General features: G+C 39.5%; 18 protein-coding genes. 11 read left to right on the top strand and 7 right to left on the bottom strand.

Going from position 1 to position 25,234, the window contains the following annotated elements:
- Positions 1 to 37 precede the first annotated feature (37 nt).
- Entirely contained in the window at positions 38 to 772 is a 735-nt protein-coding gene (locus KO513_RS09805) for a hypothetical protein (protein WP_215913231.1), read from the top strand.
- 13 nt (positions 773 to 785) lie between these two features.
- Here the strand turns inward: KO513_RS09805 and KO513_RS09800 are convergent, their stop codons facing one another.
- Positions 786 to 1,367: a serine O-acetyltransferase gene (locus KO513_RS09800; RefSeq protein WP_215913230.1), complete on the bottom strand. Its 582-nt coding sequence runs from the start codon at positions 1,365 to 1,367 to the stop codon at positions 786 to 788.
- Positions 1,368 to 1,704: 337 nt separating this feature from the next.
- Here KO513_RS09800 and KO513_RS09795 point away from each other — a divergent pair, with 337 nt between their 5' ends.
- Positions 1,705 to 4,890, top strand: coding sequence for a PKD domain-containing protein (locus KO513_RS09795; protein ID WP_215913229.1), 3,186 nt, complete (start codon positions 1,705 to 1,707; stop codon positions 4,888 to 4,890).
- Between the two features lie 49 nt (positions 4,891 to 4,939).
- Here KO513_RS09795 and KO513_RS09790 read toward each other — a convergent pair whose 3' ends face one another.
- The 5 genes from KO513_RS09790 to KO513_RS09770 all read right to left on the bottom strand — a co-directional run bounded on the left by KO513_RS09790 (position 4,940) and on the right by KO513_RS09770 (position 10,798).
- Positions 4,940 to 6,223, bottom strand: a complete 1,284-nt coding sequence (locus KO513_RS09790; protein WP_215913228.1) for a hypothetical protein — start codon at positions 6,221 to 6,223, stop codon at positions 4,940 to 4,942.
- Positions 6,224 to 6,237: 14 nt separating this feature from the next.
- Positions 6,238 to 7,302, bottom strand: a complete 1,065-nt coding sequence (locus KO513_RS09785; RefSeq protein WP_215913227.1) for a glycosyltransferase family 2 protein — start codon at positions 7,300 to 7,302, stop codon at positions 6,238 to 6,240.
- A gap of 190 nt (positions 7,303 to 7,492) precedes the next feature.
- The gene (locus tag KO513_RS09780; protein ID WP_215913226.1) at positions 7,493 to 8,458 is read right to left on the bottom strand and encodes a polysaccharide deacetylase family protein; all 966 of its coding nucleotides are present in this window, start codon (positions 8,456 to 8,458) and stop codon (positions 7,493 to 7,495) included.
- Between the two features lies 1 nt (position 8,459).
- Positions 8,460 to 9,794 (bottom strand): NAD(P)/FAD-dependent oxidoreductase, encoded by a 1,335-nt coding sequence (locus KO513_RS09775; protein WP_215913225.1) that lies wholly within the window; start codon positions 9,792 to 9,794, stop codon positions 8,460 to 8,462.
- Between the two features lie 5 nt (positions 9,795 to 9,799).
- Positions 9,800 to 10,798, bottom strand: coding sequence for an NAD-dependent epimerase/dehydratase family protein (locus KO513_RS09770; protein WP_215913224.1), 999 nt, complete (start codon positions 10,796 to 10,798; stop codon positions 9,800 to 9,802).
- A 390-nt stretch (positions 10,799 to 11,188) separates the two neighbouring features.
- Between KO513_RS09770 and KO513_RS09765 the strand changes: the two genes are divergently transcribed.
- From KO513_RS09765 to araA, 5 genes are all read left to right on the top strand, one after another.
- Positions 11,189 to 11,866 carry an NUDIX hydrolase gene (locus KO513_RS09765; RefSeq protein WP_215436129.1) on the top strand — a complete coding sequence of 226 codons (678 nt, stop codon included), beginning with the start codon at positions 11,189 to 11,191 and terminating at the stop codon, positions 11,864 to 11,866.
- 100 nt (positions 11,867 to 11,966) lie between these two features.
- On the top strand, positions 11,967 to 13,661 hold the full coding sequence (locus KO513_RS09760) for a ribulokinase (RefSeq protein WP_215913223.1): 1,695 nt from the start codon (positions 11,967 to 11,969) through the stop codon (positions 13,659 to 13,661).
- Positions 13,654 to 14,358 (top strand): L-ribulose-5-phosphate 4-epimerase, encoded by a 705-nt coding sequence (locus tag KO513_RS09755; protein WP_215913222.1) that lies wholly within the window; start codon positions 13,654 to 13,656, stop codon positions 14,356 to 14,358. The genes KO513_RS09760 and KO513_RS09755 overlap by 8 nt, the downstream gene beginning before the upstream one ends.
- Positions 14,359 to 14,379: 21 nt before the next feature.
- Positions 14,380 to 15,945, top strand: coding sequence for a solute:sodium symporter family transporter (locus KO513_RS09750; RefSeq protein WP_215913221.1), 1,566 nt, complete (start codon positions 14,380 to 14,382; stop codon positions 15,943 to 15,945).
- Positions 15,946 to 15,965: 20 nt separating this feature from the next.
- On the top strand, positions 15,966 to 17,468 hold the full coding sequence (araA, locus tag KO513_RS09745) for an L-arabinose isomerase (protein ID WP_215913220.1): 1,503 nt from the start codon (positions 15,966 to 15,968) through the stop codon (positions 17,466 to 17,468).
- A gap of 5 nt (positions 17,469 to 17,473) precedes the next feature.
- On the opposite strand, the gene KO513_RS09740 is transcribed toward araA, so the two are convergent.
- The gene (locus tag KO513_RS09740; protein ID WP_215913219.1) at positions 17,474 to 18,664 is read right to left on the bottom strand and encodes a hypothetical protein; all 1,191 of its coding nucleotides are present in this window, start codon (positions 18,662 to 18,664) and stop codon (positions 17,474 to 17,476) included.
- Positions 18,665 to 18,780: 116 nt separating this feature from the next.
- Between KO513_RS09740 and KO513_RS09735 the strand changes: the two genes are divergently transcribed.
- The 4 genes from KO513_RS09735 (at position 18,781) to KO513_RS09720 (ending at position 25,231) form a co-directional block, all read left to right on the top strand.
- Complete coding sequence (locus KO513_RS09735; RefSeq protein WP_215913218.1) at positions 18,781 to 22,014, top strand: DUF1553 domain-containing protein; 3,234 nt, start codon at positions 18,781 to 18,783, stop codon at positions 22,012 to 22,014.
- Between the two features lie 10 nt (positions 22,015 to 22,024).
- The gene (locus KO513_RS09730; protein WP_215913217.1) at positions 22,025 to 23,503 is read left to right on the top strand and encodes a DUF1501 domain-containing protein; all 1,479 of its coding nucleotides are present in this window, start codon (positions 22,025 to 22,027) and stop codon (positions 23,501 to 23,503) included.
- A gap of 26 nt (positions 23,504 to 23,529) precedes the next feature.
- Positions 23,530 to 24,576 carry a 6-bladed beta-propeller gene (locus KO513_RS09725; RefSeq protein ID WP_252735746.1) on the top strand — a complete coding sequence of 349 codons (1,047 nt, stop codon included), beginning with the start codon at positions 23,530 to 23,532 and terminating at the stop codon, positions 24,574 to 24,576.
- Between the two features lie 118 nt (positions 24,577 to 24,694).
- Entirely contained in the window at positions 24,695 to 25,231 is a 537-nt protein-coding gene (locus tag KO513_RS09720) for a RidA family protein (protein ID WP_215913215.1), read from the top strand.
- Positions 25,232 to 25,234 lie beyond the last annotated feature (3 nt).

Raw genomic sequence — 25,234 nt, 5'->3', positions numbered from 1 at the left:
TCCTGGTGTTTTTGTGATTTTCTTTTTTCACACGCCCATGTCTTTATATTTAAATAAAGCGAATGAGGTTTACGATTTGGTCTCACGTGTACTAGAGGGAGGTATATCTACAAGGACCCTTCTTCTAGGAGATTCCGTGTGTAAGCAGTTTTATGGAGCAATAAAGAATGATGAAAACTACTGTCTTTGTGAAAACCAAAGCTATGAAGTGCCAGGTAACTATTTGTTGCTAAAAACTTTGGTAGAGGGTAATTCTCGTTTTGATAGGATGGTTCTGGTTATAAACCCTTTGACATTAACTTCGTCCCTAAATCAGGACTACACGTATAATTATTTCGTAAAGCCATTTAGAAAGCAATTAAAGGGACTCGACCAAAGTGAATTAAAGTATATAAATACTACATTCCCAAAAGAGGAGGTTTTGAAATTCAAATTTTCAAATTTTCAAATTCCAAATTCCTCTAATTCATTACAGATAAGTGAACTAGATTCGTTATGTATTTCTGACGTGAATTTGAAGTATTTAGGAAAAATTGATTCTATTTGTAATAAACGTGGAATTCAATTTAAACTGGTGAGTCCACCCTTGCCTTTGAATAACAAAGAAGTTATCAATAAATTTTCTGTAAGTAGGAAAGCTTATCTAAAAGATTATTTTAAGTCTATTGTTTATTATGATTCAGTGGATAGCAAGGATGGCATACATCATAAGAATGCAGAAAACTATATCCTTAAAAATAGTGGTCAACTAGAAAGTTTGTTACAGTTTTAGGAACTGTAAATGCTTAATCTGCATAGGGAATAATTTTTTTAATATCAATTTCTTTAATAATCTTCGCTGGAGATCCGCCCAGTAGTACGTTGTTTTCCAAGAAAGTTTTACTTACGGATGAATTGGCCGCTATGGCTATATTGTTCCCCAGAACTATATGGCCATATATTTTAGCGCCTGGGCCTATATAAACATTATCTCCAATTTGTGGAGCCTTACTAGTTCCGCCGGATGCGCCTATATTGGTACAGGCCTGTATTCTGCAATTCCTCCCAACTTTTGCTGCATTATGAACCACTATGGTTCCATAATGAAGAATAGCCAACCCTGGCCCAAAAACATTTGGCGCTATTGAAAAGCCTAGTTTAACTGATATTTTTTTGAACCGTAGTCGTAAATATTGATAATATAACTTGCCTAAAATATCCTTCCTGCAATTTTTATAATACTCAAGCTTCCTAAGTTTTTTTTGAAATTGCCACACATAATGGGGGGCAATAAATTCTTTAAGCGGAGTTTTCCAGTTTGCCTTAATGTCTAAAGCTTCTTGGTCCAATCTTAAATAGTTTAAATAGTCTTTTTTTGATTGTATCATTATATGCAAATATTACGAATATAGTAAGTAACAAAATAGATTTTACTTAACCATTAGCCAAGATAATATTTTATAGACTATTGTTAGCCGTAAAATAGGTTGTTCAAGAAGTGAATAATTATAATGAAGCTTTAAGCGAATAATTTTGAGTAAAGCTAGTTTGCTTTAAAGCTGGTCTTATCGCTATTTATAAAGTCAGGTTATAAGTGCTTTTTGAAAATAAAAGATGCATTTCAACGTTTTTTTTACATATTTCGTCGGCCAAAAGTTAATATTACACCGTATATAGCCCGAGTTTATATAGTAAATTTTTAACCCTACCCCAATAGGACTACTTATGAATTATACCCCAAAACGGACTTTGTCCTATTTTTTGTATTTTCTAGGAATAACTTTTTTATTAAATCTTGCCTGTAGTAAAGACGTAGAAACTTTAAGAGAAGCTGTAATTAGCAAAGATATTAGTCCTGTTGTAGATCAAGGAACACCTTCCGGTAGTCAGCAAGATAGTCTTGAGATAGAAGTTGAAGAACCACAGGTTAAGGACTCGGTTACAGTAGAAACCGAAATTAGGACATTTGTTTTTTATCCAATAAACGATGCATATCTACAGAATGGTAAGGGGTATAATGAGCCAATTGTTAGGTTAGAAGAGGAGAGGCGCACAAGCTATCTTATGTTTGATTTTAGCCCAATAGATTCTATTGGGGGTACTATTAATGCGGCAACCTTGATGTTCACGATTAATACGGATGATGGAAATGGCGAAGTAGATGTTTATAAGGGTGAATCGAGTAATTGGACGGAAACTGATCTTAGTGAAAAATCAGCTCCCGAGACAGGAGAGTTATTAGGGGTTGCCAAGCAAGAATATAGAATAGGAACGGAAGTCTCAATTGATTTGGAAGTTGGGGAACTTCAGTTGGAGCCTGCTACTTTTATATTAGATCATAAGGACGGTGATGATTTGGCATTTGCATCAAAAGAACATGAAAGTCAAGCAGGAAGTAGTTTAATAGTTGAATATGAAGTGCCTATTGGTGCAGATGATATTGCATTATTTGTAACGTCTCCGAAGGAAAATGACGATGAGACTCAAAATCCGAATAACATAGAAGAAGATAATACTACTGTAGAAGAGGCCCCAAAAGAGGTTCCTGCCGAAGAGGAGGAAGATAGTTCAGAGCAAAATGACCCTACAACAGAAGAGGAGGAGGAAGTAGATGTTGAAGAGGAAACACCACAGGAGGTTCCTGCTGATGCCTCTGAAAACGACCCGGACCAAGATACTACAACAGACAATAAGGGAGAGGACGATACAGATTCCAATATTGATGCGCTTCCAAACACACCATTTCCAAAAAATGAACCTCCTGTGGCAATAGCTAACGGTTCTCCGGTAAATGGGCAAGCTCCTTTAAAAGTTTCTTTTTCAGGTATTGATTCTTCAGATGATAAAGCTATTGTTTCTTACAAATGGAACTTTGAGGATGGCCAGACAGGTAATACAGCGGAAATTGAACACACTTTTGATAAAGCCGGCTCTTATGAGGTTACTTTGGTAACAAAGGATGAAGAGGGAATCTCTGCTTCAGATGTAGTAATGATAACCGTAGAAGAATCAAAGGGGAATAGAGCTCCTGTAGCTAAGCTAAGTGCAAGCAAAACCTCTGGAACTCTTCCCTTGGCGGTGAAGTTTACGGGAAGCGGATCAACCGATGATACTGGCGTCACGGCTTATTCTTGGGATTTCAAGGACGGGAATAGTTCGGATAAGTCCGATCCTTCACACACTTTTGAATCTGCTGGCTCTTATGAAGTAGAGCTAACGGTTACGGATGCAGGAGGCCTTAAGAATAAGGAAACTGTTTCCATTACTGTAGAATCAAAGGAAAATGGAGCCCCTGTAGCCAAGCCAAGTGCAAGCAAAACCTCTGGAACACTTCCTTTGACGGTGAACTTTACGGGAAGTGGATCAACCGATGATACTGGCGTCACTGCTTATTCTTGGGACTTCAAGAATGGGAATAGTTCGGATAAGTCCGATCCTTCACATACTTTTGAATCGGCTGGCTCTTACGAAGTAGTGCTTACAGTTACGGATGCAGAAGGGCTTAAGGACACGAAAACTGTTTCTATTAGGGTTGATGCTCCTGCAAATCAACCACCTATAGCAAAAGTTAGGGCAAGTACGCAATCGGGTCAGGCACCTTTAACAATTAATTTTACGGGAAGCGGATCAACCGATGATATAGGGGTTACAGCATATATGTGGGATTTTAAGGATGGTTCAACATCTAATAAATCCAATCCGTCACATACGTTTGATTCAGCCGGTACATACGAAGTAGAACTAACAGTTGCTGATGTTGACGGACTTCAAAATAAGGAAACAATAACTGTTAATGTTCAGGAACCAGTCAATAACCCTCCGGTTGCTGTAGCACATGCAAACACCCTTTCAGGTGAAGCACCGTTAGCAGTAAGTTTTACAGGTAGCGACTCGTCAGATGATAAAGGAGTTACTCGTTATGATTGGAATATTTCAGGAAATTATTCTAATGAAGTAAACCCATCACATGTCTTTACCGCTCCTGGGTTTTATGATGTTTCACTAACTGTAACTGATGAAGAAGGGCTTACGAGTACTTCATCATTAAGTGTGGATGTAACTCAGCCCAAAGTAGAAGGCCCTATTGATTGTAGCGTTGGGGGTAAAACTGCTGGGGAAACAGGTGAAAAAGTATGGTGTTGGGGCGATATTTCTTTTCCTAGTTGGTCAGGAAGTTCAGGAGTTTCGTTTAGTAACAAACAATTGTATATTGATTCGCAATGTGATGAACAACAAGTGACTAAATCTGGTAATAGACTTAAATTTAAAGTTAACCCTAAAAGTCCAAACACAGGTAGCTGGTGTAGTGAGGATTATAATATAAGAGCGGAAATAAGAACCGAACCATGGAATGTGCGTCACCCTAAAGGAACTGAAGAGTGGTTTGGGTGGAGTTATACATTTGGAAACAGCTATGTTATTGATAAAAATAATGAATGGCTATTTTTTCAAGTACATCCTGGCGTTTCGGGGAAGTCACCTCATACGGAATTAATGGTAAATAGGGAGGGGCAGTACGGAGGTCAGGCAGGTGAAATATATGTGATTAATCACGTTAATTATCCTGATTATGTTGCAACGGGTATTGTTCCTAAAGCGGGCGAAACCATAGATATTGTTGTTCATGCTATCTGGGGAGATAGTTCTAATGGTCTATTACAGGTTTGGATAAACGGTCAGAAATTTTATGATCAACGGACAAAGACTATTTATGATTCTCACCCTTGGGGAGGGAATGCCAAATGGGGAATATATAAGTGGCCATGGAGGGATGGGAATAAGGTGCAGGAGTCCGTTCAACAAGGTGCATCTGAAATTGAGACTTATCTTGGGACGATAAGAATGATTACACGTAGACCAGGAGATTCTGAATATGGAACGGATTCTTACAGTCAAGTTGCGCCTAACTAGTTTAATTAAGTTTTGGTTTTATTTAATAATTGAACGGTGTCTGAATATTTTACTTAACTATTGATATTCTGACGAGTTTGTAAAGATGATAGGTAATGAATAAAACCATTGTAGGTGCCATTACAATAAAATTTCTGCCTCTTCCGTCTAAGACTATAATTCCGCAGGCGTATATTAGACTAAAGAGCATTAATGCTTTTAATGCAAATGGAACATTTTTCCTTGCAATTATGAAAGGATAGAGACTAAGAAGCCAAAAGAATATTATAATCATATTAGGAATCATATATCCGTAAGTATTCATGCTTTGACTTCTATATGAGAAGGGGTAATGAAAAAAAAGTCTTCCAGCATTTGCCACAGTGTTTTTTAGATACTTAATAGGGTGGGCTTTCATATTGGTAATGGCTAGTGATTTTAATGCACTATCTCTTTGAATATGGGTTAATGACTGTAATTCTATAAAATTCTGTTTATGGTTTCGTGAAAGACTTTCGAGATTGTCGTAAGCATCATCTGAACTATACGTTTTGCTGCTACCATATAGAACGTCGTTAAAGGAAAACCAGTTTCCATATTCATTTTCATATGGGGTTGAGCGATGATATAAAATTTCTCCCCCTGCTGTGCCTAGATAAAATAATTTACCAGTTATTGAGAAGGCATATGCCAAAAAAGGAGATGTTAATATAAATCCGAAAATAAGAATGAAGAAAGATTTTTTCAGCTGGGGCCTATAATTTTTCCAAATAATCATACATGCTGGAATAAGTATTAGGCTGACCAAGATAACATGAAGAAAAATAATTTTCACAAATACAAGTAAGGCAAGGAATATAGAGGAAAAAATAAAATATCTAATAGGAGGGCGTTCTTTTTCGAATAACTTGAGAGTATAAAATAGAAGTCCGCATGTTGCAAAAAATGCTAAATGTTCAGAATATATGTAGGGAAGCCAACGTATTATGGGGGGGTATAACCCTAGTAGATAGACTAAATAAATATTTTTTTTGCTATCGGAAAAAATTTCGAGTGTCTTTTTAAAATAGACGAGCGAGAATAGTAGAAGTATGGCATTGATAAGTTTTGGCAGTACCAAGTCGGTATTTAAAGCAACAAAAGGTGCAATAATAAATGGATATGCCGGGCCATTGCCAAAACTAGGATTTTCAGTTTCCTCAAAAAAACCATTGGAAATATTTTCGGCATAGTGAAAATATCTATATTCATCTCCAATTAATTCATTGGAAGAAAAATATAGAACTACAAAGGTGTAAACGGCAAATAATGGTAAAAGTGGTAAAAAATCTTTTTGAAATCTTTTTTTGATCATGGGGAATAATAATATTATGGATTTCTAGTTTTTTTAAGGATTTCAGAGTTTAGATGAAACAATTCATCAAAATACCTTTTCTTTTGGAGCGATATAAACCCAAGCCCTAATAGTTGAATAGAAATTATCATTGCGGTACCGCCTACAATAAATGAGTATGGCCTTTGGCGAAACACCTCAGAAATAGCAGCAGCAAATCTATGCCCAAAACCTTTGGTTATCTCGGCCGTCATTGGATAAAGTTGAATTGCATCAATAACAATCCATAAAATCATGTAAAAGGAAGGGAGAAAGATAAGTAGCCCTAATATCCAAAAGAACATATAGGGCCTGAACATAAAACTGTTGGCCAAACCATTAAATATGCCCATAACAATACGTAAACTTGAGGTACGTATCTTACCAAGCTTTTGTTGTTCGGACCAATCTAGATGTGCAGGTATTTCTATAACTCTGGCTCTTAAAATATATGCTTTCAATAAAATCTCAGTATTTATATCAAAAGTACTGGATTTTGTGTTTAAAGAACGTATAAAATCACCATTATAGGCTCTTACCATACCCGTGAAAGTGTAGATGTTAAGCCTTGAAGCTTTTCGCATCATAAAGTTTACCGTCTTGCTTAACAATAGTCTCAGTTTTGGAACCGCGGTGTTCTTGCCCCCTTTCATATAAGGAGAGGCAATAACCATATCAGCCTGAGTGGTCTTTATTTCAGATAATAATTTTTCTATATGGTCTGGGGAATAACTTAGGTCAATATCCAGAACAATAACATAGTCGCCGTTGCTATGCTTGAAACCGGTTCTTAGCGCAGTTCCTAAATTTCTATTTACGATATGGTGATAGGCACTTAAATTGGGTTTTGATTCCGCTAAAGCATCGGCTATGAATCGCGTGTTGTCCGTGCTACCATCATTTACGATAATAATTTCCCATGCGTATAGACCCTCAAGAGTTTCTAAATAGTCATAAAGGAGGGATACGTTATTTTCAAGTATTGCTTCTTCGTTAAAAGCAGGCAATATGATAGAAACAAGAGGTTGCTTTAAATCGATTTTATTGATGGTGGTAGGCATATTGGTATCTTGTTTTCAGGTAGGTACAGGCACACAATAGTATAGGTTTTACGTATGTGATAATGGTAACAAGTTCAAAATTATGAAAAATTACTAGGAAAGCGTACGGACACCGACAAAGAGGGGTCTCAACACGGTAAATTCCCATTATTGCTTAGAGAAAGTTATGATAATTTTGTTTTTTCACTTGTTAATCGGGTACTTGCTCTGTTTTCAACCCCTTTTTATCGAGTATGCTATTTACATGCCCGTTCATATCTGTCAGGGTAAAGTGTTTGCCCAATTTTTTCATTACTTTCTTAAATAAGAACACCTTTCTTTCACTAGAAACATTCATTCCAGGGAAAAAAGCCAAACTGGTTATTTGATCACCTCCTATTAAATCTAACGGGTGCAACAAAAAGCTAGGTTGAGTCTTGGTTATCTTACAAAGGAAAATAGCTATATTCAGGTAAAGCGACATCAAATGGATGGAGATATTACTTATGTAAATAAGATAGCTGAGGTGAAAGGGAATTCTAAATATAGGCATGGTCGTTACCGGTAATTCCAACAACCGTTGGTTTTTTTTGGTCTTCCAGTAATAAGGCTTCAGCTTTTTAAATCCATCGGAAAATTTGCCAAAAATTTCTTTCCTATCCTCTTTTTCTTCCTTGGAAAGATTAGATGTGCTAAAATAGTACAGTCTGGCTAAAGGGCCTATGACGGTTGGTAATGTGGATGCATCGTATACATAACCTTTATCTGCGAGAACTTCCAGCAAAGTGGGACTCCAACTAAATCCAGGCCCCCTAAAACCCGTTGGGGCTTTTCCTGTTATTTTTTCAATAATATCATGGGCCGTATCTATTTCGGTGGTCATTTCTTCTCTAGAGTAGAGATGAAGCCACGTTTCGTGTACAAAAGAATGGTTGCCTATGTCATGACCAGCATCTGCAATATCTCTTAAGTATTTGTGATTCTTTTCAAAAGCAGCATCTTGACCCACAATAAAAAAAGTAATCTTCAGATTTAATTCATCTAAAACTTTTAAAACGTGTGGTACAAAGATATCCAAGTATGAAGGATAGCTTTCCCAACCCTCTTCACCATGTATCTTCATATAGGACCATTGGTTATCCATGTCCAAAGAAAGACTCGCAAAAGGTTTACTCATTTTATTGGGCTATACTTTTTTCTGAATACGATTCTATGTCACTTTTGAAATTCTTCATGAATTTATCCACGTGTGTAACTACCGAATTGTTGTTTACGGACTCACTTACAAACTGTGAGGTGTTAAGAACATAAAAATCTGGATGAGGTGTATTCACCTTTGGAACAATTTCAGAGTAATTAAGCACCTGCATGGGCTGCACCTTAAAAGCTCTGTGTACATGAGAGGAAATCATATCGGCTTCATCAAAATCCGGATAAAGATATTTAACCCCATCTAGGAAGTCGGCTGTAATTTCTTCATCTGATTTTGACCAAAGTTCGTTATCCTGGCCCACATATTTTGGAAAATACGTAATATGTTGGTTTGCGGTCTCTTCTAAATCTACCAAAGAACTCATACCGATTACGCCCGTAAAAGGAGTGTCATTATCTCCAATATTCAGCACGTAAAATGGTGTAATGGGTTTTTTGGTAACCAAAATGAGACAAACTACACCAAGATAGTCTATAGGTTTCGTGCTTTTTGAGATGTTATAGAGCTCAGGAACGGTTACCTTTTCCATCACATTAAGTGGGGAAGTAAAAACTACTTTATCAAAATGTTCAGTAGTGCCGTTGTAGCTTATATTCATTCCTCCGTCTGGATCTGGAGATATGTTTTCGACTTTACTGTCTAAAAGCAGGTTAGAACCTTTTTGTTTTAAATTTTCCTCAAGACGGTCAAAAATAGTCTTGTATCCACCATTAACATAGGCCATGTGCTCTTTTTTGGCTGCAGAGCTTCTTGCTTTGAACAATCTTTTAATGTAAGTCCAGATAAAAACAGCTGAAACTTTCTTATGGTTTTCTCCTAATTTGGCGTGTAACATGGGAGCCCAGAACTTGTCATAAGTCTTTTTGCCACCCAATTTAATTAGCCAATCGGTTACATGAATTTTTTCAAGTGCTTTCCAATCATCAGTTCTGGAGCCTTTTAGAATCGTATACCCTAACCTCATTTTATCAATAGGGCCAAGAAGGGGAAACAGTAGAAATTCAAACGAACTACTTACGGAATGAAACTTTTTGTTTTCGTAAAATCCCGTAAGTGAACGGCGCCATTGTATTTGGTCCTCTAAACCTATCTCGTTTAGAAAGTCAATTAAATCTGTATCCGTTGGTGTAATGGCATGATAAAACTTATCCCAAGTAAAATCTCCATAATTGTGATATGTAGAGAGCCCGCCTGGTAAATTATCCTGCTCTAATACTTTAACGGTTGCTTTGGTTGAGGAAGATATTTTCTGGGCCAATACTAGTCCCATTAACCCTCCTCCAACTATTGCTATTTTCATAAAATTTAAGCTTTTTGCAAAGAAACATTTTTCTGCCAATTAAACGTAATTCGGAGCCCTTCTTCTAACGAAGTCTTCGCTTTTATGCCAAGAATCCTTTCCGCTTTGGAATTGTCGGGTACACGTCTCATGACGTCTTGATATTTTCTGCCGGCAGATATTTCGTTATACGGAATCAACTTTACCTCAGAGGTTGTTGGTTCATCAGAAATTTCTTTTATCAATTTTGCAAGGTCTAGAATGGTAATTTCTTCGTTTGCACCAATGTTGAAAATTTCACCGTTTGCTTCGGGCTTAATGGTTGCGGCGTAAATGCCTTCAACGGTATCGTTTACAAAAGTGAATGTCCGGGTTTGCTGCCCGTCTCCATGAATAGGGATTTCTTTATTGTTCAAAATACAATCAATGAAAACAGATTGTGGGCCTCCCCACCATGATAGATTTTGATTTGGTCCGTATGAACCAAAGAATCTAAGGATAACTACAGGAAAATCGTAATCTTCCATATAAGCCAAGGCTAAGTGCTCATCAAAAAGCTTTGAAACAGCATAGGCCCAACGGGGCACTTTTGAATCGCCTATAAGACAGTTGCCGTCTTCTTTAAACGGGATATCCGGACTCATGCCGTACACATCAGAAGTGGAGGCAAGAACAAATTTGCATTTCAGTTTTCGGGCAAACTCCAACATGTTTTCACTGCCCTTGGAGTTGATTTTCAATGTATCAACGGCGTTACCGTATCTTGGTATTTTAAATGCCGCTAAGTGAACGATAACGTCAAAGTCATCGTCCAATCGGTTTATTAGTGTGGTGTCTAAAACATCGCCCTTGATAAAGTCAAAATTTTTGTGGTCAAGGCTAGCTTCAATATTTTTTAGAGAACCCATAGAGAGATTATCTATCCCTACAACACGGTGTCCTTCGTTTAACGACTTAACTAAAAAATTTGAGCCCAAAAAGCCGGCAACGCCGGTAATAAGAATTTTTTTGCTCTCAGTAATCATATGGTTAGGTTTGATTTTGTACTATATAGTTGTTTTGGGGGCGCAAGATACCGTAATAAAACAGTTTTATAAAATGGGAACTAGGTGTTTGGTAGAGAAAAACCGGGTCCATGTCGAAAATTCACAGATAGCTAATTTCTAAAAGGCTGTTTTATGAATAATTGATTGAAAGTAGGATATTTTGACATTTTTAAAGGAATTGTATAAAAACGCTATAATGTTGATTTTCAGAACTTGATATTTTTTCTCTTTTGGTTCGTATTTGAGGAGATATTGAAGGTTTTCAAGAAGATTTTTTCAGCGGAGACCCCTGAAAAATGTCTCAGATACACTTATACAAGGATTCTTTGCGTATTTTTGAAGGAACCATTAACAATAGTTTAGAATAAAATGGATAGAACATATAAGGATATACAACAAATTACATTGGCAGTAGATTGTATCATATTCGGTTTTAATGATAATAGGCTGGAGGTACTTTTGGTACATAGAGGTTTTGAACCTGAAAAGGACAGGTGGTCCCTTATGGGCGGTTTTGTTGGAAACCATGAAGATTTGGATGATGCGGCGCACCGGGTTTTAAAAGACCTCTCCGGTTTAGAGGATGTGTACATGGAGCAAGTGCGTACTTTTGGCAAAGCCAACCGCGACCCCTATGAGCGTGTGGTTTCTACTACTTATAGTGCATTGATCCTTAAAGAAAAATATAACCAGGAGTTGATAGAGGAGTACCGTGCGGAATGGTTTCCTATAGATGAGTTGCCGGATTTGATTTTTGACCATAAGGATATGGTAGAATCGGCCATTAGGCGTCTTCAAAGAAGAGTGCGTACATTCCCGATAGTGTTTAATCTACTCCCGGAGAAATTTACATTACCACAGCTGCAGAAGTTATATGAAGGTATTTTTCAAGTGGAAATGGATAAGCGCAACTTTAGAAAGAAACTTGCTACAATGGACTTTTTAGTGAAATTGAACGAAAAGGACATGTCGGAATCTAAAAAGGGGGCTTTTTTATATCGTTTTGACGAAAAAAAGTACAATAAAACAAAAAACTTTACAATTTAGGTATTAAGTGTTTTTGAAACACTTGTAAAAAGTTCTATATTAGTCTCTTTTACAAGGTGGCCTACTCTAAAACGCTATCTAAATTTTAAAGTTAATACACATGAGGTCACAATACGCCTATAGCTTAGGCTTGGATTTTGGTTCGGATTCTGTCCGTGCGCTATTGGTCAACACCCAAACGGGCGAAGAACTTGCTACTGCCGTACATTATTATAAACGTTGGAAAGAGGGTAAATACTGCAATCCTTCCGAGAACCGTTTCCGTCAGCACCCGCTAGATTATATTGAAGGAATAGAATCTACCATAAAATCCGTGGTTGGCGCTGTAGGGCCTGAAATTGCCGCTCAAATCGTTAGTATAGGTGTAGATACTACGGGAAGTACTCCTGTGGCGGTAGATCGGAATGGTACCCCTTTAGCTTTGCTAGATGAATTTAAAGAGAACCCTAATGCTATGTTCGTGCTTTGGAAAGACCATACGGGTATTAGGGAGGCAAACGAAATCAATGAACTTTGTGAGAAATGGGATATAGACTATTCACAATACGAAGGAGGAATCTATTCTTCCGAATGGTTCTGGAGCAAGATATTACACGTATCTAGAACAGATACTGCGGTGCATAAAGCTGCCTATTCATGGGTGGAGCATTGTGATTGGATACCCTTTTTGTTGACAGGTGGCAAAGATGTTCAGGAAATGAAACGCAGTAGATGCGCCGCAGGACACAAGGCTCTTTGGCACGAAAGTTATGACGGACTACCACCAAATGAATTTTTTGTGGCCTTGGACCCGCTTTTGGATGGATTAAGGGAACGGCTTTTTAATAAAACATATACTTCGGATATTCCTGTAGGTACCTTAAGTCCCGAATGGGCAGGGCGATTGGGGATTCCAGAGAATACGGTGGTTTCCGTTGGGGCTTTTGATGCCCATATGGGCGCTGTTGGTGCAAAAATAGAACCATATTACCTAACGAAAATTATGGGTACCTCTACCTGCGATGTTTTGGTAGCTCCTATGGAAGGCGAGGAAAAATTGGTCAAAGGTATTTGCGGACAAGTAGATGGTTCCGTCATTCCGGATATGTTGGGCTTAGAAGCCGGCCAGTCTGCTTTTGGTGATATTTACGCTTGGTATAGTAGGGTATTGGCATGGCCAATTGAAGAATTGATATCCAAGTCGTCCTTAATTGATGAGGATACCAAACAAAAACTGATTAAAGAGGCACTCAACAACCTTATTCCTGAACTTAGTGATGCGGCAAGTAAAGAGCCAATTGGAGCTTCGGGCGAGTTGGCATTGGATTGGATGAACGGAAGGCGTACCCCGGATGCCAATCAGAATTTAAAAGGGGTCATTGCAGGTATTAACTTGGGTAGTACATCACCTAAAATATTCAGGGCTTTAGTAGAGGCTTCTTGTTTTGGAGCAAAGAAAATAGTGGACCGGTTCCTTTCCGAAGGTATTCCCATAAAAGGGATTATAGCGCTGGGAGGCGTGGCAAAGAAATCGCCATTTATCATGCAAATGATGGCCAATGTGCTAAACATGCCTATTAAAGTAGTGGCTTCCGAACAGGCTTGTGCATTAGGTGCGGCTGTTTTTGGTGCTGTAGCTGCCAAGGTGTACAACAGCGTTCCCGAAGCCATGGAGCAAATGGGAAGCCCTTTTGAAACCATATACGAACCTGACCCTACCGATGCACGAGCATATTTAGAGGTGTATGGCGACTACAGTAGACTGTGCGAGACTATGGAACAACATATTATGAACGAAACCAATAGAAATGGGTAAGTATACAGCGTTAAAAGAGGAGGCCTTTGAGGCAAATATGCAACTTCCGGAATTAGGGTTGGTCCTGTTCACGTTTGGTAATGCAAGTGCCGTAGATAGAGATAAAGGGGTTTTTGCCATTAAACCAAGTGGTGTGCCTTACGCTTCGTTAAAAGTAGAGGATATCGTTATTTGTGATTTTGACGCTAAAATTGTGGAAGGTAAAATGAGACCTTCTTCCGATACAAAAACGCATGCCGTTCTTTACAAAGAATGGGATAAAATTGGTGGAGTCGTACATACGCACTCAACTTATGGTACGGCATGGGCACAAGCAATAAAAGATATTCCTATCTTCGGAACCACTCATGCCGATCATTTAATTGCTGATATTCCGTGTGCTCCTCCTATGAAAGATGAGTATATTCAAGGCGATTATGAGCATATGACGGGTTATCAAATAATTGATTGTCTAAAAGACAGAGGCTTGGATTATAATGATATAGGCATGATACTGGTTGGTAGTCACGCTCCATTTACTTGGGGAGCAACGGCAGCCAAGGCAGTTTATAATAGCGCAGTTTGTGAGGAAGTGGCTAAAATGGCACATCTAACTTTACAGATAAATCCCAATGCTGCAACGCTAAAGGAAGCTTTAAAGAAAAAGCATTTTGAGCGCAAGCACGGTAAGGACGCCTATTACGGACAAGGATGTTAAGTTTTAATTGAAATATAGTTTATGGGAATAGCAACGTTCATCGGGTTTACACTTTTAGTGGCAATTATTGCCTATTTATCAACCCGAAAAACAGATGAGACCTCTTCAGACGGTTATTTTCTGGGTGGTCGTAGTCTTACCGGTCCGGTAATTGCAGGATCATTACTTCTAACAAATCTCTCTACGGAGCAGATTGTAGGTATGAACGGTATCGCATATAGCGAGGGGATTCTCATTATGGCTTACGAGGTTTTGGCCGCTATAGCTATGGTGTTTACCGCTTTGGTATTGTTGCCAAGATATTTAAAAGGGGGAATTGCTACCATTCCACAATTTCTAGAAAAACGATATGGTAAATCAACAAAAACACTGGTGTCTCTTCTGTTTTTAGGAGGTTATGCCATTTCAATGCTTCCTACCGTTCTTTATTCAGGTGCTTTGGCGATTAATACCATGTTTGATTTGCCGCAGGCAATGGGTATGGGCGAAGAAGGAGCTCTTTGGGTTACCGTCTGGGGAATAGGTATAATTGGAAGTATCTACGCCATTTTCGGTGGATTGAAAGCGGTTGCTGTATCCGATTCTATAAATGCAATAGGCTTGATTATTGGAGGCTCCCTTATACCAATTTTCGGATTGTTGTATGTAGGTGACGGAAGTCTTTTTGCCGGAATGGACGTGCTTACGACTAATTTCCCTGAAAAATTCAATATTTTAGGAGGACCCGATTCTTCGGTGCCTTTCTGGACGCTTTTCACAGGTATGGTCATTGTAAACTTTTATTATTGGGGAACCAACCAAGCGATTATTCAAAGAGCGCTTGGAGCCAAGAACTTGCGTGAAGGTCAAATAGGATTAAGCCTTGCCGCATTCGTGAAGATTTTAGGACCTTTCATTGTAGTATTGCCGGGTATTATTGCTTTTCAGATTTTTAATGGCGAATTGACCAATGCGGACCAAGCGTATCCTATGGTGGTTAAAAAGGTGTTGCCAACGGCTTTTATCGGTTTCTTTGCAGCTGTCCTTTTTGGAGCTATACTTAGTTCTTTCAATAGTGCCCTAAACAGTTCTGTTACCCTTTTTGGTCTCGATTTTTATAAAGAATACATCAATAAAGAGGCTACGGAGAAACAAGTGGTAAAAGCAGGAAAGATATTCGGAATGTTCTTGGCCATTATTTCTATGATTATTGCCCCGCTATTATTTGGAGTTGAAGGTGGTATTTTTAACTATCTGCAAGAATTGAACGGGTCGTACAGTGTGCCAATTTTAGCGATAATCTTAGTAGGGTATTTAACTAAAAAGGTACCGGGTATTGCTGCCAACATTGGTATTGTTTTCGCCGTTGTTACGTATTTGGTAACCCTTTATATTGTTAAGCCGGATATTAGCTTCCTGCATGTTATGGGTATATTGTTCGTTTTGGTGGTACTATTAATGTTCGTTATTGGCAAGTTTTGGCCAAGAGAGAATGAGTATGTTCAGGTGTATACGAAGCAAGTGGATATCACTCCATGGAAATTTGCCAAGCCCGTTGGCTTTGTAATATGTTCCATTGTAGTGGGCATGTACGTGTACTTTTCTTAAGAATTAAAGTTTAAAAAATAATGATCGATTTAAGCAAGAACGAAATCTGGTTCGTAACGGGTAGTCAACATCTATACGGGCCGGAAACTTTGGCCCAAGTAGCGGAACATTCTTCTGAAATCGCCGAATATTATAATGTAAACCCAACAATTCCTGTTAAAGTCGTTTTTAAGCCTGTGGTTAAAACCCCAGGTGAAATTAGTGCTTTGTGCAAGGAAGCGAATAATACAGATACTTGTGTAGGACTGGTTATGTGGATGCATACTTTTTCTCCTGCAAAAATGTGGATTGCTGGTCTGCAAGCACTTCAGAAACCCTTTTTACACTTGCATACACAGTATAACCGTGATATTCCGTGGAACGCCATAGATATGGATTTTATGAATCTGAACCAGTCGGCCCACGGAGGCCGAGAATTTGGTTTCTTGGCTTCAAGGATGCGTTTGAACCGTAAGGTAATAGTTGGACATTGGAAAAGTGAGTCCGTTTTGCTAAAAGTTGGTAACTGGTGCCGTGTAGCTTGTGCCGTTGCCGATTCAAAAAATATGAAGGTGGCCCGTTTTGGTGATAATATGCGCCAGGTAGCGGTCACGGAAGGCAATAAGGTCTCTGCTCAGTTAAAATTCGGTTACGAAGTAAACGGGTACGGCGTAGGTGATTTGGTTAAATATATAGACGGAGTTGCTGAGGGCGAAATTAATGCATTGATTCAGGAGTATGAGGATTCGTACATCATTGCATCTAAAATAAAGCTTGATGGAAGCATGCGTAATTCTTTAAAGGATGCGGCCAAAATAGAATTGGGTATGCGCGCTTTTCTAGAGGAGGGCGGTTATACCGCTTTTACGGACACCTTTGAGGATTTACACGGAATGAAACAATTACCGGGTATAGCAACACAAAGATTAATGGCCAGCGGTTATGGTTTTGGTGGCGAGGGCGATTGGAAGACTGCCGCATTGGTACGCACCATGAAAGTTATGGGTTCTGGCCTTGAAGGAGGAAACAGCTTTATGGAGGATTATACCTATCATTTTGATCCTAGTAACACTACTGTTTTGGGTTCCCATATGCTGGAGATATGTCCGTCCATTGCTAAAGGAGATGTTTCTTGCGAAATCCATCCTTTGGGAATCGGAGGAAAAGAAGACCCCGTACGCTTGGTTTTTAATGCAGGCGCGGGTAATGCTTTAAATGCATCCATTGTAGATATGGGCAACCGTTTTAGAATGTTGGTCAATAAAGTAGAGGCTTTAGAAATTAAAAATGATATGCCAAACCTTCCCGTTGCTAGAGTGCTTTGGGATGCCAAACCTGACCTTCAAACGGCCGCAGCTGCTTGGATTTACGGTGGCGGGGCTCATCATACCTGTTATAGTCAGAATATCTCCGCAGAATCACTTGAGGACTTCGCCGAAATTATGGATATAGAGTTTTTATTGATTGATGAAAAAACAGACCTCCATCGCTTTAAACAAGAACTACGTTGGAACGATGCTGCGTATGGCCTAAAAGGGATTTAAAACTTCTAATCCAGTTCCAGTGCCTTTACGTGAATTATTTTAGAGCTAAGCTCCATTCGGTCAATGCCGTTTACTTCCATGAAAACCTCAAAGAACTGGGGTATATCCCCTAAGTCGGTTTTCATACGAGATTCCAATTGTTTTATTAAAACAGGGTTGGTGAAGTTTTTTAGACTTTGAGATGCTCCCGTATCCCATAATCCGGCAAAAACATAGATGGCATTGTTGTTAGGGCCTGGTGCTTTAATAATTATGGCGTAATCTTTATGGTATGTTTGGGCATCTCCACTGGGGCGGTAAATAGTGTCGGACCCTTCGGGTGAAAAAGTATCGCCAAGAGGATTGTATTTCACACTACTTTTCTCAATATAGTCTTTAAATATTCCAAGGGTCTTCGCCATTCCTACAACCATAAAATCGTTTTCCGGAAGCTCTTTTGGACCAAAACGTAAAACCGTACGCACGTTAAAATCTTTGTTCTTGGAAGTAAGAACTTTGCTAATATCCTTTACCCATTCCGTACTATTTCTAATTAGAAAACTGTATTCCATAGGCTCGTATATATAACCTTCACTATCAATTTTAGGAAGTGAATCGTAAAGTTGGTTCTCTGAGTTTATGAGCGCATTCCTAATCACTTTCTCGCGATGGGAAGCAGTATCTATTTCTCTGTAAATAAAAAGGTCTCCTAAGACCAGGATCATGGGCTTTTTTGAATTGAAAATACCGTTCCAAATTACAGAATCGGAAAATTGGTCCACAGTTTTATTGTTTCTATATAGTATCCAATTTCCAATAACAGAGGTCAATAAGAGAAAGCCAAGTAGAAGTAGTATCTGTTTTCTAGATAGAAATCCATTGGATTCTTTCGGCGTCTTTTTTTTAGTTTCAAATTCTACTTTGTAACTGCCTTTTGGTACACGCAACAAGATGGGGTCGTTTAACCCTTCATTTTGATAATAGGCCTTGAGTTTTTTCCTAAGGTTATACACATAGACTCGAATAAGTGTACTTTGTGAGGGGTCAAATTCTTTCTTGGCAAATATTTCTGTGGCAATGGTAGTTTCCTTGGGTACATCATCTTCCAAAGTACACTGTACAAGGTATCGCAACAGGTTGGCGTACGTAGTGGAATTGCCAAAAGACTTGCTTGAAATTATCTTGTTGACATAAAAAGTGTAATCCTTGGAATTCATTGCTTCAAAGAAGGAGTTTTTTAAAGATAACTAAAATTATTAACAGTTAACGAAACAGTTTTTTAACGCATTAACAGTTAAAATGCGGTTGTATATTGATAAAAATTCCAAAACCAATGCGATTTTTATCGAGACTATTTTTAGTTATCTGTTGCCTGTGTTTGAGCAGTTGCGGATGGAACGCACCCGAAGAAATTGAGGAAGCAATGGCCAAACTGCCGGAACGGGTAGATTTTAATTATCACGTAAAACCTATATTATCGGATAAGTGTTTTGCTTGCCATGGTCCGGATATGGCCAACCAAAAAGCTGGACTTCGTTTGGATATTGCCGAGAGTGCTTACGAAGCATTGGAAAGCTCGGGAAAGCATCCTATTGTACCTAAAAAACCCGGAGAAAGCGAGGTGGTAACTCGAATTTTATCCGATGACCTAGAACTGAAGATGCCACCTGTAGAGTTTAATGTGGCTTTGAGTAAAAGTGAAATAGCCACGATTACCAAATGGATCGAGCAAGGTGCCGAGTACAAACCCCATTGGTCGTTTATAAAGCCCAAAAAAGAAGAAGCTCCAGAAGTGACCTTCGCTGAATGGCCTAAGAACACTATTGACCAATTTGTTTTGGCCAAGTTGGAGCGTAAAAATTTAAGCCCTTCTGAAAGGGCTACAAAAGAGCATCTTATTCGCCGGCTCAGTTTCGATTTAATAGGATTGCCACCAACCTTGTTACAGATTGAGGATTTTCTAAACGACACATCGCCGGATGCGTATGAAAAAGTAGTGGACCGCCTTTTGGCGTCCCCGGCATATGGAGAGCGTATGGCTGCCGAATGGATGGATGTGGCCCGTTATGCGGATAGCGATGGCTATTTGGATGATAAACACCGTGATTTTAGTTCGTATAGGGATTGGGTGATAAAAGCCTTTAACGAGAACATGTCCTACGAGCAATTTGTAACATGGCAGTTGGCGGGAGATCTTGTTGAAAATCCATCGCAAGAAAGTATTTTGGCAACCGCCTTTAATCGCTTGCACAAAAAGAACTCTGAGGCGGGAATTGTCTTTGAAGAATATCGGGTGGAGTATGTGGCGGATCGTACCTTGTCTGTTGGTAAAGCATTTTTAGGATTGAGTGTGGAATGTGCCAGATGCCATGACCATAAGTATGACCCGATCAGCCAAAAAGACCATTATGAGCTTTTTGCCTTCTTCAATAGTACAAATGAAATTGGGACGCCAGTATACGGGCCAGGTCAAGTACCCGGACCATCACTTTTGCTGACAAATGATGAGCAGAAAGAAGTGTTGGAGTTCATGGATAGAAATATCGATTTAACACATAAACAATTGATTTCGGTTGAAAAAGAAACACCGGATGAGTTACACAATTGGTCAAGAAATCCTAAGGTTCTAGAGACTTCGCTGCAGAAAAGTTTAAAAAAGGGGTTGCAGGCCAGTTTAAATTTTGATTCGTTTTTACCTCGGGATAAGAAATCGTTCAGCACTCAAAACAACGGGGGAGACAGGCAGTCGGTAACCGTCAGGGAACCAATTATAGACAAGGGTCTAAACGGAAAAGCAGTTTTTTTTGGAGATTATACCACTATGAGAATGCCCGGAAAAGTAGGATGGTTTGATCAATCTGATCCATTTACCATTTCCATTGCCGTAAAACCGGATAGAAACTATGAAGAGGCCGCAATTTTCACGCATTCCGAAGAAGTTAGGCAAGGATTAAAAGGCTATTCTATGCACCTAGAGGATAACAAGCTTAAGTTTATAATTGCGCGTTCCTGGCCATCCAATGCCATTCAGATAAAAACAAAGGAATCTATTCCTGAGAAAGAGTGGAGCTCCGTAACCGTGTCCTATGATGGGTTGGGCAAAGCGGATGGAATTCATATGTATTTGAATGGAAAAGAGGTGCCGGTAGAAATTGAAATAGACAACCTTTATAAATCAATCTTATTCAAGAAAAATGCACATAATTATGCCTTTACCGGTTTTACTGTTGGCGTAAGTGGCAAATTTAAATCCTTTAAGGACGGTGGGGTGGATAATCTCAAGATTTATAACAGACAGCTGTCCCCTTTGGAAGTGCTTTACAGCATGGCTCCAAAAACGGCAATAGAAAAAGCAGGGCGTAACGGTAAGGAATTATTGACGGATTTCTACTACCTAAGTATAGACAAGGAGGCGGAAAATACAAGAATTAAGTTGAAGGAACAACGAGAAAAACAGCTTAATGAATTAGAGCCTATAAAAGAAATTATGGTATTGGGAGATTTGCCAAAGCCCAGACCTACTTATATTCTTGATCGCGGAATGTACGATGCTCCTACGGAAGAGGTGCAGCCCAATGTGCCGGAAGTTGTAATGCCCTTTGGCGATGATTTGCCCAAAAACAGGTTGGGACTTTCACAATGGCTGTTCGATAAAAATAATCCGTTAACAGCCAGGGTCTTTGTAAACCGTTTATGGCAAATGCACTTTGGTCAAGGTTTAGTGTCCACTTCGGATGATTTTGGAAACCAAGGCAGCTTGCCGTCCCATCCCGAATTATTGGATTGGCTGGCCGTAGCGTTTATGGAGTCCGGTTGGGATATCAAAAAATTACACAAGCTAATTGTTATGTCCGCCACCTATCAACAAAGCTCGGAACTTACCCCGGAATTGTTGGAAATTGATACAGACAATATCTTATTGGCGCGAGGCCCTAGTATGCGAATGACCGCAGAAATGGTAAGGGACAATGCTTTGGCTATCAGTGGGCTTTTGGTTTCTAAAATTGGAGGAGAAAGTGTTTATCCCTATCAACCGGAAGGCTTGTGGGACGAAATCAGCAACAAGCCCTGGCGCTACAGATACAAACAGGAGCATGGGGAGGGTTTGTACCGAAGAAGTCTTTATACGATATGGAAACGAACCTCGGCACCACCGTCTATGCAAATTTTTGACGGTGGAGACCGGAGTGTGTGCACCGTTAAAAGAAGGGAGACCAGCACTCCGTTACAGGCTTTGGTGCTATTGAACGACCCTCAATATATAGAAGCTTCGTACGTCCTTGCCGAAAGTTTGATTCAGGAAACCGCCTATAACCCGGAACTACTATTGCAAAAGGCGTTTCAACTAAGTACAGGTAGAAAAGCCCAAAAGGAGGAAATGGGTGTTTTGAAGAAGTTTCTTGATGATGAACTCCACCGTTTTTTGGAGCATGAAGAGGATGCCATCGCCTATTTGAATATGGGCGAAACCAAAATAAAAAACACCTCGGACCCAGTGAAGGTGGCGGCATTGGCAACGGTTATTAACGGAATTATGAATACTACCGAAGGATTCACCATACGATAAGAAGAAGATTATGAGAGATATTCATGAACAAAAGAAGTTTGAAGATACCCGTAGGGGCTTTTTAAAGAAAGCGTCCTTGGGGTTTGGATCCATTGCACTGTCCAGTCTTTTGGGTCCAACAGAATCTTTTGCCAATGATTTGCTGGTTTCTAAAAGGCCTTCGTTGGTAAACGCTCATGGAGGCGCATTGGGGGGAACCCATTTTCCCGCTAAAGCCAAACGGATTATTTATTTGTTCCAGAGTGGTGGTCCGTCTCAAATAGAAACGTTCGATTATAAGCCTTCCTTGGCCAAATGGCATGGTCAAGAAATACCTGATTCGGTTAGGGGAACACAGCGTAATTCTGGAATGGTGACTTCACAAAGCACTTTTCCCTTAGTACAGTCCATTTTCGATTTTAAACAACACGGTCAATCCGGTGCTTGGGTGAGTGAGCTTTTTCCGCATACCGCTGGTGTTGTAGATGACCTTTGTATTATAAAGTCAATGTATACCGAAGCTATTAACCATGAACCAGCGGTTATGTTTATGCAAACAGGCTCTCAATTAAGTGGTAGGCCTTCAATTGGGTCATGGTTAAGTTATGGCCTTGGGAGCGATAATAAGGATCTGCCTAATTTTGTAGTGATGCTTTCCAAAGGAGGAGGTGCCCAACCCTTAAGTTCGGCGGCTTGGGGTAATGGATTTTTGCCTTCCCACCATCAGGGAGTTCAATTTCGCTCGGGCAAAGATCCGGTGTTGTATTTGAATAATCCGCATGGGGTACACGATCACGACCGTAGGCGGGCGCTGGACTATATTTCGGATTTGAACAATCAGCAGTACGATATCTGGAAAGATCCGGAAATTCAATCTAAAATAAATCAATATGAAATGGCATATCGCATGCAGAATTCGGTACCGGATGCGGTAGATACTTCCAATGAGCCAGACCATGTGTATGAATTATATGGTGAGGATGCCAAAATTCCGGGCACCTATGCTGCCAATTGCTTACAGGCAAGGCGTCTAGCGGAAAAAGATATAAAATTTATACAGCTATACCATATGGGGTGGGACCAACATGGCGGGCTCCCCAATGGAATTAAAAGACAGGCATTGAGCACAGACCAAGCTACTGCTGGTCTTATTACGGACTTAAAACAACGCGGACTTTTAGAGGATACTTTGGTAGTTTGGGGCGGAGAGTTCGGGCGCACCAGTTTCTCGCAAGGTAGACTAACCGCTGAAAGTTATGGAAGAGACCATCACCCGGGTTGTTTTACCATGTGGATGGCAGGTGCGGGCGTCAAGGCGGGAATGGTCTATGGTGAAACTGATGATTTTAGCTACAATGTTGCCCGGAACGGGGTACATGTTCATGATTTCCAAGCCACCATAATGCATTTGTTGGGTATAGATCATGAAAAGCTTACCTTTAAACACCAAGGTAGAAGATACCGTTTGACCGATGTTCACGGTCATGTAGTAAAAGATATTTTAGCTTAATGCGCATGCCAACAAGAAGAGAATTCATGAAAAAAACAACCATGGGTACGGGAGGTATTTTAGCCATGACCACTGTGCCGTTCTATATTAATAATTCAAAAGTTAACCTCAGCGAAGAGATTATTGGACATGGTGATTTTAAATATCGGGTTGAAATGGGTTGGGGAGATTTGGACCCTAAGAAACACCCTGTAAATAATTGCCATGAAATGGTGATGGATAAAAAGGGAAGGTTATTTATGCTTACAGATCATGCCAAGAACAATATGTTGGTATATGATAAATCTGGGGTATTGCTACACAGCTGGACATTAAATTTACCTGGGGCACATGGCCTTACAATTCACGAGGAAGGAGGCGCGGAGTTTCTGTACATTACCGATCCGTCTTTGGGAAGGGTAATAAAGACCGACCTAGATGGAGGTGTGGTACTAGAGATAGCATCACCTGCTTCAAAGGGTATATATGAACAAAATGCACCGTTCAAACCCACAGAAACCGCAATAGGGCCCAATGGAAATATTTATATTGCCGATGGATATGGGTCACAGTTCATCCTGCAATATGACCCAAAGGGTAATTTCATTAGAAAATTTGGGGGAGACAGTTTTCTTTCGCCTGAAAAATTTAAACAGGCACATGGTGTTGCTATTGATAATAGGGATCCAGCAAACCCAACGCTACTTTGCACCGCACGTATTAAGAATTCATTCAAAAGGTTTTCCTTGGAAGGGGAGTATATAGAAGATTACTACATGCCCGGTTTGTTTGTGAGTAGACCTGTCATAGATGGTGAAAATGTTTACTCGGGAGTTTGTTTTGGTATGGAAGAAGGCAATTATAATATGCAGGCCAACAAGGGTTTTGTAACCATTTTGGATAAGGATAATAAGGTAGTGTCCAACCCAGGAGGCACGGAACCTACATATGAAAACGGGAAATTGAAATTAATGCTCCAAGAAAAACCGATTTTCAAACACTGTCATGATGTATGTGTAGATAACGATAAAAACCTATACGTATGTCAATGGAATGCGGGTGGAATCTACCCATATAAGCTCCATAGAATTTGAAACTAGTTTCATATTTGAAACAAATTATTTTTTGCTTGTTGGTTATTTTCTGTTATTCAAGGTTTTAATGAAAGTTGTAAATGTGTATCTTGGGCATTTAACAGCGAATTGAAACTTTATGAAAATCTTCTTTGTAGTTGTAGCCATTGCCCTAGTTATACCGTTTATGGGTAATGCTCAAAATGATGCCGAATATAATCCAGAAGCTAAACTTGCAGAACTTGGAATTGAACTTGTAGAGCCCTCCGCTCCCATGGCCAATTATGTAAATGCGGTACGTACCGGCAATCTTATTTTTCTTGCCGGTAAAGGACCAACAAAGGCAAATGGTGAGAATATTACAGGTAAGTTGGGGCAAGACCTTACAATTAAAGAGGGTTATGAAGCTGCAAGGATAACGGGCATCAATCAAATTTCGGTCTTAAAATCGGAATTAGGCGATCTTAAAAAGGTAAAGCGTATTGTAAAAGTGCGTGGTATGGTAAATGCCGTTTCGGATTTTACCGATCAACCCAAAGTTATTAATGGATATTCGGATCTAATGGTCCAAGTTTTTGGCGAACGTGGCAAACATGCACGTGCTGCAGTTGGCATGGGTTCGTTACCCGGCAATATTGCCGTGGAAATAGAAATGGTGGTTGAGGTAGAAGATTAGATT

It is taken from the genome of Zobellia sp. B3R18, assembly GCF_018860715.1.
In the GTDB taxonomy this organism is placed as follows: Bacteria; Bacteroidota; Bacteroidia; order Flavobacteriales; family Flavobacteriaceae; genus Zobellia; species Zobellia russellii.
The sequence above is the reverse complement of the archived record's forward strand: the minus strand, read 5'-3'. Positions and strand labels throughout refer to the sequence as shown.